Genomic DNA, 14,371 nt, shown 5'->3' on the forward strand with positions numbered 1-14,371 from the left:
ATGACTGCAACACTCGAACAACGTCTGGATGCCTTTCGCCGTCTGGATGACGCCAAGCTGACATTTGCCCGCCGGGACTGGTTTCCCGGCACCAGTGGCAATCTCTCCATAAAAATACAAAACGATCCTTTGCAATTTGCCGTAACGGCAAGCGGCAAAGACAAAACCAAGCTGTCTCCCGAAGATTATCTGGTCGTGGATCAAGACTCACGTCCAGTGGATGAAACTGCTCTCAAGCCGTCCGCGGAAACGCTTATCCACGCCGTCGTCTACAAAACGTTCCCGAAGGCTGGGGCTTGCTTCCACGTGCATACCGTATGGAATAACCTCATTTCCGAGCTGTACTTTGGACAACGCGCTTTCTCCATTCAAGGACAAGAGCTGATCAAGGGACTCGGAATCTGGGAAGAAAACGCGCGCATTACTGTTCCGATTGTTGAGAACTTTGCCGATATTCCGACCTTGGCTACCGAAATTGAAAAAGTGATCACACCAGAAGTTCCCGGTGTACTCATCCGTAACCACGGTATCTACACGTGGGGCGGCAATGACTTCGAGGCCAAGCGCCACCTGGAAGCTTTTGAATTCCTATTCGAGTATCACGCCCGCTGGCTGCAATTGCGCCAAGCAGTCGTGTCCACTACAACCACCAATTAAGGAGGAATAAACGATGGCACAAATTCGTTTTCACGACAACAATGAGTACATCTCAGCACCCGAGGAAGTTGTCTCCTTCCTGGACACCCAAGAGATCATTTACGAAAAATGGGGCTTGGATCGCCTTGATCCAAAGCACCGTGATAACTACAGCCCGACAGACGAGGAAAAACAAGAGATTCTCGACACCTTCAAGCCAGAAATCGATGCGATCAGCCAACGTCGCGGTTACTTGACAGCGGACATTATCGTCCTCTCTGACAAAACGCCTAACCTCGACGAGCTGTTGGTGAAATTCAAGGGCGAGCATCACCACACCGACGATGAGTGCCGCTTCTGCGTCGATGGTCACGGCATTTTCGCCATCAAAGGCAAAGATGACCGCTACTTCGACGTCGAGCTGGAGCCAGGCGATCTGATCTCCGTACCACCGAACTACCGCCACTACTTCACCCTGATGGACGACCGCAAAATCAAGGCGATTCGCCTGTTCGTCACTCCTGCAGGCTGGGAAGCGATCTATTAATAACGAACCCCTTGGCATTTACTGATTGCCAGGGGGTTTTGTCTTTCACCCTTCACTTTATGACGCCATTTCCCTTAATCGATACGTCAGGCTTGATTTCAACTGTGGCATTGGAAAAGGCTTTCGTCCAATCATCCTCTACCTTTTTGTATTCCTTATATTCATAGGCACGCGCATAGAGACCAAACCCAAATGGGTCTACACCGCTTTCCTGGCATTTCTTGACTAACTTCATGTAATCCTTCTGTAACTCGTCACTGATCATTCGCTCCATCTTTTTGTAGTCCTTTTTCATGTCGTACGGAAACATTCGCTCCGATACGGACACTCGCAATTTGAAATGAACGTCAAAATGAAATCGACCGTTCTGATAGGTTGTTTTTACTTTTTTTTTGACGCCCTTGATAAAAAAACTGATCCTGTCTTTCACAATTTGATTGTGCTCGTTCGGCTCTTTAATCGGGATGGTGACGGACAGTTCCCCTTGTTTTTCATGGAGAAACATTTGCAAAAGAATCGTATCCCGCGGTTCTATCGAGCCTGCGTACGTTCCATTTTCTTTTAACAAAGCCGTCCCCATTACCTTGACCGCCTTCTTTTCTTTCTTCAACTCAGTCAGGGTAGGCGTCATCCCTTTTTCATACATTTGCCGATGGAGCTCCTGCGCCCTCGTTTTTACCGTCAGATTTCTGTTATTGGCTGTGTCAATCAGCGTTGTTACATGAATGGACAGACGAGGCTTGTCCTTTGGTTTATAATCAAACAACTCATTCAATCGACCATCAAGCACAGCCATGCGGGCGTTGACACTGAACTTTGCATCCCGAAAAACGACATCCAGCAACCGAAACCAGTCCGGGTGAGCCAGCAGCTTTTTCCCCATTACAAGCACCTGAATCTTGCCTGGTTGGGTCAAGCCTGTCACTCGCTCATCAAAGCCCATTCTTGCCTCTCTAATTGTAGATGACCGGATACCGTATTGCTCAGATTTTTCCTTTGCCTCCCGATTGAACACGGGGCTTGAGATAAAATAGAGAAGCTCGTTTTTTTCGTTCAAATCGATTCCGAGCATCAGCGTTAAAGTGGTATCCTCCAAATTGATCTGGTCCTTGCATCCCGCCAACATGATTACCAGGAAGCTACATAACAGAATCTGAAATGCCCTCATGCTTTTTTCACCCCTTCTGCTCGTTTCGAAAGCCTGATCGGCCCCCAAGCTAGTAAAGGAAGCACATAAGCAAAGCACAAGCCTGCATAGCTCCAAATTTCTGCCGATTTCTTCAGATCGATAAAGGATGGCGTATAAAACCATAGCGCCACTGGAACCAGAAGAAGGAACAGACGCAAATGCTTGCGATGATCCTTCATGCCGAATAACTGACTGGATGAAAAGACACAAAAATAAGTGTACGGCAAAGCAGTGGTTGACAATATAAACAAATAACTAGAGAGAAAAAGAATATCGACACGTTCCAAAAAGCGGAACTCAATGGCTTTCCATAAATTGAGCGTAGGCCATGTATACTCCGTGATTTCATCGGGGCTAAAGTAAGCAAAGCAAACGACAGCGACAGACAGATACACGAGCAATGTCAATGTATTCGCAACGACAATGCCGATAGTCGCATATTGCTTTTTTTGAAGAAAAGGGTAGGCAAAATAACCAAACTCAAAACCAAGAAACGAGAGTACCGTGGATTTGCTCGCTTCCCATATCGGGTGCCAGCCCTCCTTGATTACTGGCAGCAAGTTTAACCAATGAACCTCTCGGTAAGCTGTCGTGAGAACAAAAGGTATCCAAAGTGTAAGATAGAACACGAGCTCGGCGTACCTTCCAATCGCGCGAACCCCTCCCTGGAGAACAAGATAGGTCGGCAGAGCAAAAAGGAATACGACGACATAGGCCGGTGTCTGAGACAGGAGCCACACATTAATGATTCCCGTGGCATTTATCATCAAAACGAACGCCGCTATCCCGCAATAAATGGACATCAAAGCAATAGCGACACGACCGAGCCACTTGCCCAGGATCAATGGAAATATATCGATAATTGTCTTCTCCGGGTACTGCTTCATCATGTTCGTGATGACGAGACTGACTAGCGTTGCCGCAAGCCATCCAATCAAAAGCGATATCCATCCATCGGTGCTCGCCTTCTCCGCCAATTCTCTGGGAATCGTCAATACTCCGATCCCCACTTGTGCCCCATGAATGAGGAGAATGTACTGGAGGATGCTCAATTGGTTGTACGTATACTTTTTCATCACCCGTCCTCCCTTGGCCGATTATCCCCTTGTCTTTGCTCCTCAATCGTGTGGGCTGACAGGGGACGATCTTTCATTTTCCATAGTGGCAGGCGGACAAACAAATCTTTCCAATCTCCAAAACGCACAGGGGCCAGAGGGCTTCCATAAGGAACGCCTAATGATTCCAGCGTAACCAAATGGCCGATCAGTGCCATTAAGCCAACAATAATTCCAACGAACCCAAACATGGCAGCAAGTATCATCATCAAAAAACGAATAAGCCTGACTGCCGAAGCCATATCGTAGTTCGGGATAATAAAGGATGAGATCGCTGTAAATGCAACGACGATCACCATAATGTTGCTTACAATCCCCGCTTGTACGACCGCTTGACCGATCACGATACCCCCTACGATACCGACGGTCTGTCCGATAGGCGCTGGCAAGCGAATCCCCGATTCCCTGAGCATTTCCAGTGTGAGCTCCATAATGAATGCCTCTAACAAGGGAGGGAATGGAACCTTTTCGCGGGACTCTCCGACTGACAAAATCAAATCGAGTGGGATCACCTCATAATTGAAAGAAATCACCGCAATATAAATCGCGGGTAAAAAAGTAGCAATCAAGAATGCCAAGTACCGAAGCAAGCGGATGAACGTAGCAACTGGCCAGCGCGTACCGTAATCGTCAACGTTTTGAAAAAAGGAAACGAAAGTAGCCGGACCGATTAATACGCTTGGAGAGCGATCGACAACGACGACAATCTTCCCTTGCAAGATGTGAGAGGCGACTGTATCTGGCCGTTCTGAAGTCAAAAACTGAGGAAACAGAGAGTAAGGATTATCCTCGATATACTCCTCCAGTTCAGACGCATTGAGAATCGAGTCAACCTTGATGCTCTTGAGCCGATCTTCCAGCTCCTGTAATATTTCCGGATTCGCCACATCAGCCAAATAGATGATCGAAAGCTTTGAAAGGCCTCTTTCTCCTAACCACATTTCTTTTATTTTCATTTCACGGTTGGGAATATAGCGGCGAATGAGGGCAATGTTATGCGTGTCCGTTTCGACAAACCCTTGGTGTCCGCCCTTCAGCGCAGCCTCCAACTGCGGGTCTTCTATCGCCCGCTGCGGCCATCCATTCGTTTCGATCACAAGCACTTCTTTTCGACCCTCGATAAATAAAAGACTGCTCCCAAGCAAAATCTCGGTTTCTACTTTCCGAAAGTCGTAGGCAACTGATACCTTTCCGACAGATAACAGGTCAAAAACACTCGATTTCTCACCCGCTGGATGTGACAAAAGTGGACGAAGCACATTGTTGTTAATCGAGTTTTTGTCAACCAAGCCATTCAAGTAGACGAGTGTAACCATGCCCTCTATATGCTGGCACGCAAACGTTCGAATGACCAAATCGGGTGTCAGCGTGAAAATCGCATTTAGCTCCGCAAGGTTATCACTTAATCGTTCACTGATCTCCCGAACACGGATAGGCTCACTCGAGTGGCTCATCCTGTCTTTGACAGATGTCTTTTTTCTTCTCAGCCACCCTCTCATCGCCATCTCCTACAGCTCCCGCCCTTTTACGAAGTATGTTCCATTAGCGTTCGTGAGAGCTTCCCAAAATATGCATGCGACTTGGCACATTCTGCCGCTGAATCGAATAAATCCCAACGCCCTGCAAATACTGTTGGGAGTACGAGATTACTTTGGCGGGGAAATCATGAAAAACGGATTATCTTTTACACAAATCGTCGTCATGCTGCTTTTAACCAACGGATTGATGAACCATGTCATCGTCATTCCGATGATGCTAGATTCGGCCAAAAGAGACTCCTGGATCTCAGTTTTGTTAGCTGGGCTGCTTTACTTGTTGTGGACTGGTTTACTCTATACGGTCTATAAAAAAACAGAGAATGAGCATCTGTTCCAGTGGATGAAAAAGACTTACGGCTTCCCTCTGTATTTCGTTTTGGCGCTACTGACATGTGTCTACTGCTTCGCAATCGCTACCATGACGATGACCGATACAATTACCTGGATCAATTTATCGTTTGCTCCAGAAACACCACTGGAGGTACATACGATTTTGTTTGCAGTCCTGTGTCTCGTAAATGCCATGTTTGGAATCCGCTCTATCGCTATTACCTCATCTGTTCTTTTGCCATTCGTCGTGCTTTTAGGATTTTTCGTCATGTCTACCAACTTTCCAAACAAGGATTACAGTCTTCTCCTCCCCATCATGGAAAATGGGATGCCCCCTGTTTTAAAGGGAATGATGTATGCGGGCACAGGCTTTGTCGAGCTGCTCCTCTTTTTATTTTTGAAACATCACCTTCAATCCAAAGTGCCGTACTATCAACTATTCATTTTGGCGTTTGTCATGATTGGCCTGACATTCGGCCCAACCTTAGGAGCAATCGTAGAATTCGGACCTGATAAAGCCGGAAAATTGCGCTATCCTGCCTATGAAGAATGGCGACTCGCCAATATTGGCCTGTATATCGAGCATCTCGATTTCCTGAGCATATACCAATGGTTTAGCGGTGCCTTTACGCGAATTTCTCTCTCGCTTTTGCTCATTGTAGAGATTCTGATGATTCCTTATGGGAAGAAACGGATTTGGTGGTTGATCGGGCTCTTTTTCTTCTCATCTGCCCTCTCCCTCTATCCGATAAGTGCGATTCAATATTACAGCCTTTTATCGAAACAGATTATGCCTAGTCTTTTGGTATTGGCCCTGTCTCTTTCCGTCGTTTTTGCTCTCTTGACAGCCTTCGCCCCTAGGAGGAAACAACATGAAGAATCGTAGGTTTGCCAAGGTCAAAGGGTATACGCCAGCATCAGCCGTTAAAGAATTGCCCTCGATTTCTGTACAGGCGTTTCAAGATTTGTTTGAAAGCTGCAATGACGTATGCATCGATACACACACGCTTGTCCCAGGACGCTCTCCCACTCGCGTGCATTTTATCTACGCCGACTGCATTTGCGATTTAAATCACATCAGTGAGTACTTGATGCCACAGCTCATTCAGCTTTTTGTCAACGAAGACATTCTCGATGCAGAAGAGTTATTTGAGAAACGGCTCTTTTTCATGAATGAGCTGACGCAGCCGACGAATGTTGATTGGATATGCAGGCACGTTTTTTCCGGAAATTTGTTGCTAGTGTTTGAAGACATTCAAGCAGTCTATTATGTGGAGACTGGCAATCCTCCTAGGCGCGAGCCCGAGGAAACGAATACGGATGCATCAATTAGCGGCCCCCGAGATGGCTTTACAGAAGAAATTAATACGAATCTGGGACTCATCCGTAAACGGCTGCGGACGTATCAATTAAAATTCGTCCCGTATATCATCGGCAGCCACACGCATACGCGTGTTGGTTTGTTATATTTGCAGGACCAAATCGACCCGCAGTTGTTGAAGGAAATTCAAGACAGAATGAACTCTCTTGATAGCAAAGGCATCATTAGTGGTATGCAAATAGAAGAAAGATTATCTCGATCGCCCTTTACTCTTTTGCCAGAGTTTCAATACACGGGAAGACCCGATTATGTGGTAAATGCCCTGTTAAAGGGACGATTTGCCGTTTTGGTTGATGGCTCTCCCATTGCGCTCATTGGTCCCGTTAACTTTTTCATGCTGCTAAACGCTGCTGAAGATACCAGCTCCTCTGTTTTTTCCGTCGTATTTGTTCGGATTCTGCGACTCGCCTGTGTCATCATGGCCCTTTTTTTACCCGGCTTTTGGGTCGGACTCATTACGTATCATCAAGAACAGCTTCCCTATACACTCATTGCCACCATCGTCAAATCGAGACAAGGTGTTCCATTGCCAGCTGCCTTGGAGGTTTTGCTCATGGTGCTCTTGTTTGATCTATTCAAGGAGGCTGGTTTGCGCCTTCCTCTGTCCATCGGTCAAACGCTGTCTGTTGTAGGTGGCCTCATCGTCGGACAGGCAGCGATATCGGCTGGTTTGACCTCCACAGGCAGTCTTGTCATTGTCGCACTTTCCGTAATGGCTACCTTTACGTTATCCAATCAGCATATCGTCTCGTCGGTCACACTGTTTCGGTTCGGGATATTGCTCTTATGCTCACTTCTCGGGATGTTTGGCTTCATGATGTCGCTACTGGCAATGGTTCTGTTCTTTTCCAACATGCGCTCCTTTGGCGTTTACTATCTGTCGCCGCTTGCGCCGACCTCTTGGCATGACTTGTATAAAACGCTGTTCCGCACACCATGGCGCAAAGTGGAGAAAGGCCCTGAATTCCTGCATAATCCTGAAAAAAGGAAGGGCTCCTGACATGGCTCGCATCCGCGCAATGGCTGTCATCATCCTCCTCCCACTCCTGCTAAGCGGCTGCTGGAATGCGCGTGAAATTGAGAATCTGCTCTATGTCAATGCGCTTGGGGTCGATTATGTGGACAATAAATTCGAGGTATACGCCCAAATATTGAGCTTCTCTACCATCGCCAAACAAGAAGCGGGAGGAGAACGATCTGCGAGCGGGGTAGCCATTGCAAAAGGAAGCGGCGATTCTTTTGTGAGCGCCCTCTTTAGTCTGTATCCCGCGAATCAGGAGCAAATGACTTGGAGTCATATTCGCTCACTTGTTCTCAGTGAACAAGTACTGAAACGCCCGCTTCTCGATCAAGTCATCGATGAGCTTGATCGGTTTTACGAATTTCGTTACACGATCTGGACGTATGCGACCAAAGATCCACTAATGGATATTCTTACGCCTAAGCAAGTCTTCAACCAGCCTGTCATTTACTCGCAATTGTCCAATCCACAGGATCTTCACAAGCAAAACTCGGTGATTTACCCGATGAAGCTGTTTCAATTTGTCAGCAAAAGAGATGAGCCCAACAAGGTCGTCTATTTGCCAATGCTCTCCATTAACAGAAAGACCTGGTCGGAGGACAACAAACCCTTACCCCAGCTAAAAACAACGGGTGCCTGCATGCTGCAAAACAAGGAGGTCAAGGGATGCTGGCCGCGCTCTGAGCTGCTCGGATTGCGCTGGTTAGACGAACACACCAATCGATCGTTACTGACCGTAAAAAAGGGCAAGCAACCTCTGGCAAATCTCGTCCTGCTAAAACCCAAAGTAAAGATGCAGCCACTGTTGCGAGACAATCAAGTCACGTTTCAGATTGATGTGGAGATGCTGGCTTTCATGCCACAATACCAGCACATAAGCCCCGTTCGGGAAATCGAGAAAGAAGCTGCGAAAAAAATCGAAGAGGAGATTCGGGGGCTGTACGAAAAAGGTCGGAAGCAGCAGATGGACACGCTACAGCTCGGTCACACCCTTTATCGCAAATATCCACAAGAATGGAAACGAATGCAGCAAAATGGAGCACTACCGCTTCAGCCATCTTCTCTGGGGGCGGTGAATGTCAAAGTGACGATTCACGATGGCGGGATATCAAAGGTGAAGCAAGTGCGTTAAATGGGAAAGGAGCAAAGCATTGAGCTTTGCTCCTTTTTTCGTCTTTTATTATGAACTACACCAAATATGCTCCCGCTTCGATCACACGATCCGCAATTGAACGTTTGAGTGCCACCGTGTTGATCGGCGTGCGGCGGGTCAGCTTTTTCAGGATCGAGAGGCGCAGACGAAGCTCGTCGCCCTCTTCCATTGTCGCCAATGCTTCCTTCGCCCAGCCTTCGATACGATCGAATGCCTCATGCACATACACAGCGGTCATTTCCAGCTTTTGCTGCTCGGCTTCGAGGCCATTTGCCGCCATTGCTTTCTCTGTCCGCTTCACGATGCTGTCCATTGCATACAGCTCGATCAGCATGTCAGCCGCGAATGCCAAGAGTTCCTGTTCTTTGGACATCGCTTGTTGGTATTTCATCAACGCAGAACCAGCCACCATCAAAATGATTTTGCGTGTGATGTTGATCAGATGCTTCTCCATAGCCAATGGTGCATCTTCAATCTCTTCTGGATAATAGCTCATCAGATCTGCTTGCAGACTGCTTGCTGCTTGCATGAGCGGCAGTTCGCCTTTCATCGCCTTTTTCACGAGCGTATCTGGGATGAGCATGCGGTTGATTTCGTTCGTTCCCTCGAAAATACGGTTAATCCGAGAGTCACGGTACATGTTCTCGATCTCATACTCGGACATAAAGCCGTATCCACCGTGGATTTGCACGCCTTCGTCCACGCAGTAATCTAAAACCTCAGTGGCAAATACTTTATTGATCGAGCATTCGATTGCATAATCAGCAATCGCCTTCGCAACCTCCGCGCCATCATCCGCTTTTTCACCCAAGCGAGTCAGCGCTGTATCGAACAGACCCACCGTCCGATAGACGGAGCTTTCAGCCGCATACGTTTTCACTGCCATGTTCGCCAGTTTGTTTTTGATTAAGGTAAAGTTGGCAATTGGCGTTTTGAACTGCTTACGCTCTTTTGCGTAGTTTGTCGCGAGTTCCACCGCTTTTTTCGCGGAGCCGACTGCGCCCACCGCGAGCTTGTAACGACCAACGTTCAAGATGTTGAACGCGATCACGTGACCTTTTCCAGGCTCACCGAGTAGATTGTCTACCGGCACAGGTACATCTTGCAAAATAACCGTGCGTGTTGAGGAGCATTTGATCCCCATCTTCTTCTCTTCCGGTCCAAACGAAACACCTGGGAATGTGCGCTCGACGATAAAGGCTGTAAATTTCTCGCCATCAATTTTCGCGTATACGATAAACACATCAGCAAAGCCAGCGTTTGTGATCCATTGCTTCTCTCCGTTGAGAATATAGTGCGTGCCATCTGCGGAGAGAGTCGCTGTCGTTTTCGCACCCAGCGCATCTGAGCCAGAGCCTGGCTCTGTCAGGCAGTAGGCAGCGATTCGTTTTCCAGACGCCAGATCAGGCAGGTAACGCTGTTTTTGTTCCTCGTTTCCAAAGTACACGATCGGCAGTGACCCGATACCGACATGGGCGCCGTAGCTGAGCGCAAAGCCGCGAGCCAGCGAGAACTTCTCTGTTACGAGTGCAGTGCTGACTTTATCCAGCCCCAGTCCCTCGTATTTCTCCGGAACATCTCCAGCCAACAGACCGAGCTCCCCTGCTTCCTTCAACAGACGAACCGAAATATCAAATTGGTGGTTTTCAAGCTCTTCCAGATGAGGACGAACTTCATTGTTGACGAAATCCTCCGTCGTCTTGGCAATCATCTTTTGCTCGTCGGTGTATTCTTCTGGCACGAATACATCATCAGCTGAACCTGCATCGATCAAAAAGCTTCCACCGCGGATCAAATCTTTTGTTTCTGCCATTACTATCCCTCTCCCTTATTTTAAAATTAGATCATCTCAAAAACGCCAGCTGCTCCCATTCCACCACCGATACACATCGTAACGACTCCATATTTTCCGCCTCTGCGCTTCATTTCGTTCAAAAGCTGGACGGTCAGCTTGGCACCACTGCAACCGAGCGGATGCCCTAATGCGATTGCCCCACCATTTACATTGACCTTTTCAGGATCGAGTCCCAGCTCGCGAATGACGGCAATCGATTGAGAAGCGAACGCTTCGTTTAACTCAAACAGATCGACATCCTCCAAGCTGATTCCCGCTAGCTTCAATGCTTTTGGAATCGCGACAACCGGACCAATCCCCATGACATCAGGGTCTACGCCGCCAACCGTAAAGGAACGGAACTTGGCAATCGGCTCGACACCCAGCTCGGCTGCTTTTTCGGCAGACATCACGAGAACTGCCGCCGCGCCGTCGCTCGTTTGCGAGGAGTTTCCTGCTGTTACGCTACCTTGCACATGAAAGACCGGCCTAAGCTTGGCGAGTGCCTCCATCGTCGTGTCCGAGCGCGCTCCTTCATCCTTGTCGAAAACACGTTCCTGGACGTGAACCTTGCCAGCTTCATCTACAAAATGCTGCTTGACTGTCAATGGTACGATTTCATCCTGGAATTTCCCTGAAGCAATCGCAGCCGTTGCACGCTGATGGCTTTGCAGAGCAAAAGCATCCTGATCCTCACGAGAAATGTTGTACCTCTTCGCTACTTCTTCTGCCGTATGACCCATGCTCATGTACGCTTCTGGCTTCGTTTCTACCAAAGTCGGATTGAGTGCGATTTTGTGACCGAGCATTGGCACCAGACTCATGCTCTCTACCCCGCCAGCGACAACTACATCGGAGCTACCGACCATGATCTGCTGAGCAGCGTAAGCAATCGTCTGCAAACCGGAGGAGCAAAAGCGATTGATCGTGATTCCCGATACATTTGTCGGCAATCCGGCACGCAGTCCGATCAGGCGAGCCATATTCATGCCTTGCTCAGCTTCCGGTACAGCCGTCCCCATGATAATATCCTCGATATCAGCCGGATCGAGCTGTGGCACGCGGCGCAACAGGTCGCTTACAACTGTGGCTCCCATATCGACTGGGTGAAAATCCTTGAGACTTCCTTTTTTCGATTTACCGATAGCGGTACGGGCGCCCGCGACAATAACTGCTTCTCTCATCATTATCCCTCCCTCTCCCTAGTTACGCAAAGGCTTGTTTTTGGTCAGCATGTGCTGCATCCGTTGCTGGCTTTTCGGTGTCTTGATCAGTTCGAGGAACGCTTGCTTTTCCAGCTCCAGAATGTAGCTTTCTGTCACTTCTGTACCCGCAGGCACGTTACCACCAGACATGACATAGGCAACTTTGCTTGCAATCAGCTCATCATGCTCGGAAATATATCCGCTTTTCTTCATGGCATAAATATTTTGGCGCAGGTTCGCATAACCCGTTTCTCCAATGACGCGAATTTTGCGTGGCGCTGGCGGCGTGTAGCCCTCTTTATCCATCGCAAGCACCAGCTGCTTCGCATCGTATAGCAGATGATCAGCATTCACGCTGATGCGGTCAGTCGGTCGCAAGTACCCCAGATTGATGGCTTCCTGACCACTCGTTGATACCTTTGCCATGGCAATGGCTTCAAACGCCTTCGCAACGAATGGGAACGGATCAACTGGCATGCTGCCTCCCTCTGGAACGTTTTCCATTGCTCGGAACAGCATCTCCTTCGTTCCTCCGCCACCTGGCAGAAGCCCTACTCCCACCTCTACCAGTCCAAGGTACGTCTCTGCCGATACCTGTACACGATCCGCAAGATAGACCACCTCGACACCGCCGCCCAGCGTCATGCCGAACGGTGCTGCGACGACTGGACGATGCATATAGCGCAGTGCCCGTGCTGTTTTGTGGAAATTCGTGACGAGCATGTCGAGCTCCAGCCAATTCTCATCCTGTGCTTCCATCAACGCCATTGCGAGATTCATCCCGACGCAGAAGTTTTTACCTTGATTACCGATAACCAGACCGGCGAAGTTCTTTTGCACTTCCTCTGCCGCCTGACTTGCCATGTTCAAGACATCCATCCCAAGTGCATTGTGCGGGGAGGTGAATTCCAGACATGCGACTCCATCGCCCAAATCGATCAAGGCAGCACCCGCATTTTTCTTGATCAGCTTGCCTTGCTCCTTAAGTGCTGCCAAGTTGATGTTTTCCTTGCTCTCTTCGACGTCTTTGTAGATGCCTCCGATGGAAAACACGCTGCGCTTCCCTTGCTCTTTTTGGTAGAAGGAGGTTTTCCCACTCGCGAGCAGCTCCTCGACGAGTGCCGGAATCTTCTCGTTTTCCTCACGCATTTTTGCCACTGACTTTTCGAGACCGATGGCATCCCATGTTTCGAACGGCCCCATCTCCCAGCCGAAGCCCCACTTCATGGCCTGGTCAACAGAGACGATATCTTCTGCGATCTCATGAGCCTTTTCAGCAGAGTACAGCAGTACCTTTTTGAAAACACTCCAGACAAACTCACTGCCCTTGTCCTTGCCGTATACGAGCGCTCTCAACTTCTCAGGCAATGTCTTGGCTGTTTTGGCTGTTTCGAGGGAAGCGAACTTCGGCCTCACACTTGGTCGGTATTCCAGCGTGTCAACCGACAGTGCCATAATCTCTTTGCCTTTCTCCGTCTTCACCTGCTTGAAAAAGCCTTGACCAGCCTTTTGGCCGATCCATCTTTTCTCCACCATTTGCAGAACGAACTCCGGCACTTCAAAAACCGAGCGCTCCTGCTCATCCGTGCTTTTGTTCCTGACGTTACCCGCCACATGCACGTACGTATCAAGTCCGACGACATCGAGTGTGCGGAACGTAGCGCTCTTCGGACGGCCGATGACTGGTCCTGTCAACGCATCTACCTCATCTACCCCAAGCCCCAGTCGCACCATTTCGTGGATCGAAACCTGCAATCCATATGTACCGATGCGATTAGCGATGAAGTTAGGCGTATCCTTGCAAACAACCATTCCTTTTCCGAGCACATGCTCACCAAAATGCTTCATGAAAGAGATGACTTGCGGGTCTGTATCTAGACCTGGGATCAGCTCCAACAGTTTCAAGTAGCGCGGTGGGTTAAAAAAGTGTGTGCCGAGGAAATGCTTGCGGAAGTCATCAGAGCGTCCCTCTGCCATTTCGTTGATAGAAACACCGGACGTATTGGAAGACACGATTGTCCCTGGCTTGCGATGCGCTTCTACCATAGCGAAGACGCTTTTCTTCACCTCGATGTTCTCGACAACTACCTCAATAATCCAATCAACCTCGCACAAGCAAGAGAGATGGTCTTCGAAGTTACCAACTGTAATCAGGTCGATGTTCTTTTTATCGTAGAGCGGCGCCGGCTTCTCCTTCAAAAGTCGGTCACGGCCCGCTTGTGCTATCCGGTTTTTCACCACGCTATCAGACAAAATAAGTCCTTTGTTACTCTCTTCTGCTGTCAATTCACGCGGCACGATGTCCAGTAAATAAGTGGGAATACCGACGTTGGCTAAATGTGCTGCGATCCCAGCGCCCATGACGCCTGAACCGAGAACTGCCGCCTTGCGAATTTTGCGTTCCATCTCCAAATCCTCCTTT

11 protein-coding genes are annotated in these 14,371 nt (G+C 48.7%); 5 read left to right on the forward strand and 6 right to left on the reverse strand.

The window, feature by feature from the left end; all coding sequences use genetic code 11:
- On the forward strand, positions 1–657 hold the full coding sequence (locus ACFVS2_RS14620) for a methylthioribulose 1-phosphate dehydratase (RefSeq protein ID WP_064201529.1): 657 nt from the start codon (positions 1–3) through the stop codon (positions 655–657).
- A gap of 13 nt (positions 658–670) precedes the next feature.
- Positions 671–1,183 carry a 1,2-dihydroxy-3-keto-5-methylthiopentene dioxygenase gene (locus ACFVS2_RS14625; protein ID WP_390234991.1) on the forward strand — a complete coding sequence of 171 codons (513 nt, stop codon included), beginning with the start codon at positions 671–673 and terminating at the stop codon, positions 1,181–1,183.
- A gap of 52 nt (positions 1,184–1,235) precedes the next feature.
- On the opposite strand, the gene ACFVS2_RS14630 is transcribed toward ACFVS2_RS14625, so the two are convergent.
- From ACFVS2_RS14630 to ACFVS2_RS14640, 3 genes are read right to left on the reverse strand one after another with little or no spacing between them, the layout of a single operon-like run.
- Positions 1,236–2,351: a Ger(x)C family spore germination protein gene (locus ACFVS2_RS14630; protein WP_390234992.1), complete on the reverse strand. Its 1,116-nt coding sequence runs from the start codon at positions 2,349–2,351 to the stop codon at positions 1,236–1,238.
- Positions 2,348–3,448, reverse strand: a complete 1,101-nt coding sequence (locus tag ACFVS2_RS14635) for a GerAB/ArcD/ProY family transporter (RefSeq protein WP_390234994.1) — start codon at positions 3,446–3,448, stop codon at positions 2,348–2,350. Before ACFVS2_RS14635 ends, ACFVS2_RS14630 begins: the two co-directional genes overlap by 4 nt.
- Entirely contained in the window at positions 3,448–4,992 is a 1,545-nt protein-coding gene (locus ACFVS2_RS14640; protein WP_390234996.1) for a spore germination protein, read from the reverse strand. The genes ACFVS2_RS14635 and ACFVS2_RS14640 overlap by 1 nt, the downstream gene beginning before the upstream one ends.
- A gap of 64 nt (positions 4,993–5,056) precedes the next feature.
- On the opposite strand from ACFVS2_RS14640, the gene ACFVS2_RS14645 reads away from it, so the two are divergent.
- From ACFVS2_RS14645 to ACFVS2_RS14655, 3 genes are read left to right on the forward strand one after another with little or no spacing between them, the layout of a single operon-like run.
- On the forward strand, positions 5,057–6,241 hold the full coding sequence (locus ACFVS2_RS14645; protein WP_390234999.1) for an endospore germination permease: 1,185 nt from the start codon (positions 5,057–5,059) through the stop codon (positions 6,239–6,241).
- Positions 6,228–7,736: a spore germination protein gene (locus ACFVS2_RS14650; protein WP_390235002.1), complete on the forward strand. Its 1,509-nt coding sequence runs from the start codon at positions 6,228–6,230 to the stop codon at positions 7,734–7,736. The genes ACFVS2_RS14645 and ACFVS2_RS14650 overlap by 14 nt, the downstream gene beginning before the upstream one ends.
- A 1-nt stretch (position 7,737) precedes the next feature.
- Positions 7,738–8,889 carry a Ger(x)C family spore germination protein gene (locus ACFVS2_RS14655; protein WP_390235006.1) on the forward strand — a complete coding sequence of 384 codons (1,152 nt, stop codon included), beginning with the start codon at positions 7,738–7,740 and terminating at the stop codon, positions 8,887–8,889.
- Between the two features lie 55 nt (positions 8,890–8,944).
- On the opposite strand, the gene ACFVS2_RS14660 is transcribed toward ACFVS2_RS14655, so the two are convergent.
- The 3 genes from ACFVS2_RS14660 to ACFVS2_RS14670 are packed head-to-tail and all read right to left on the reverse strand — an operon-like array spanning position 8,945 to position 14,355.
- Positions 8,945–10,723, reverse strand: coding sequence for an acyl-CoA dehydrogenase family protein (locus ACFVS2_RS14660; protein ID WP_390235009.1), 1,779 nt, complete (start codon positions 10,721–10,723; stop codon positions 8,945–8,947).
- A 26-nt stretch (positions 10,724–10,749) separates the two neighbouring features.
- Positions 10,750–11,928 carry an acetyl-CoA C-acetyltransferase gene (locus ACFVS2_RS14665; protein WP_390235012.1) on the reverse strand — a complete coding sequence of 393 codons (1,179 nt, stop codon included), beginning with the start codon at positions 11,926–11,928 and terminating at the stop codon, positions 10,750–10,752.
- An 18-nt stretch (positions 11,929–11,946) separates the two neighbouring features.
- Entirely contained in the window at positions 11,947–14,355 is a 2,409-nt protein-coding gene (locus ACFVS2_RS14670) for a 3-hydroxyacyl-CoA dehydrogenase/enoyl-CoA hydratase family protein (RefSeq protein WP_390235014.1), read from the reverse strand.
- Positions 14,356–14,371: the final 16 nt, after the last annotated feature.

Source organism: Brevibacillus sp. NPDC058079, assembly GCF_042885155.1.
GTDB lineage: Bacteria > Bacillota > Bacilli > Brevibacillales > Brevibacillaceae > Brevibacillus.

What these genes read in the sequence shown, in the direction of transcription:
- ACFVS2_RS14665 (WP_390235012.1), bottom strand. Translation starts at nt 11,928, where the DNA reads ATGAGAGAAGCAGTTATTGTCGCGGGCGCCCGTACCGCTATCGGTAAA.
- ACFVS2_RS14635 (WP_390234994.1), bottom strand. Translation starts at nt 3,448, where the DNA reads ATGAAAAAGTATACGTACAACCAATTGAGCATCCTCCAGTACATTCTC.
- ACFVS2_RS14625 (WP_390234991.1), top strand. Translation starts at nt 671, where the DNA reads ATGGCACAAATTCGTTTTCACGACAACAATGAGTACATCTCAGCACCC.
- ACFVS2_RS14670 (WP_390235014.1), bottom strand. Translation starts at nt 14,355, where the DNA reads ATGGAACGCAAAATTCGCAAGGCGGCAGTTCTCGGTTCAGGCGTCATG.
- ACFVS2_RS14645 (WP_390234999.1), top strand. Translation starts at nt 5,057, where the DNA reads ATGCATGCGACTTGGCACATTCTGCCGCTGAATCGAATAAATCCCAAC.
- ACFVS2_RS14630 (WP_390234992.1), bottom strand. Translation starts at nt 2,351, where the DNA reads ATGAGGGCATTTCAGATTCTGTTATGTAGCTTCCTGGTAATCATGTTG.
- ACFVS2_RS14660 (WP_390235009.1), bottom strand. Translation starts at nt 10,723, where the DNA reads ATGGCAGAAACAAAAGATTTGATCCGCGGTGGAAGCTTTTTGATCGAT.
- ACFVS2_RS14655 (WP_390235006.1), top strand. Translation starts at nt 7,738, where the DNA reads ATGGCTCGCATCCGCGCAATGGCTGTCATCATCCTCCTCCCACTCCTG.
- ACFVS2_RS14620 (WP_064201529.1), top strand. Translation starts at nt 1, where the DNA reads ATGACTGCAACACTCGAACAACGTCTGGATGCCTTTCGCCGTCTGGAT.
- ACFVS2_RS14640 (WP_390234996.1), bottom strand. Translation starts at nt 4,992, where the DNA reads ATGGCGATGAGAGGGTGGCTGAGAAGAAAAAAGACATCTGTCAAAGAC.
- ACFVS2_RS14650 (WP_390235002.1), top strand. Translation starts at nt 6,228, where the DNA reads ATGAAGAATCGTAGGTTTGCCAAGGTCAAAGGGTATACGCCAGCATCA.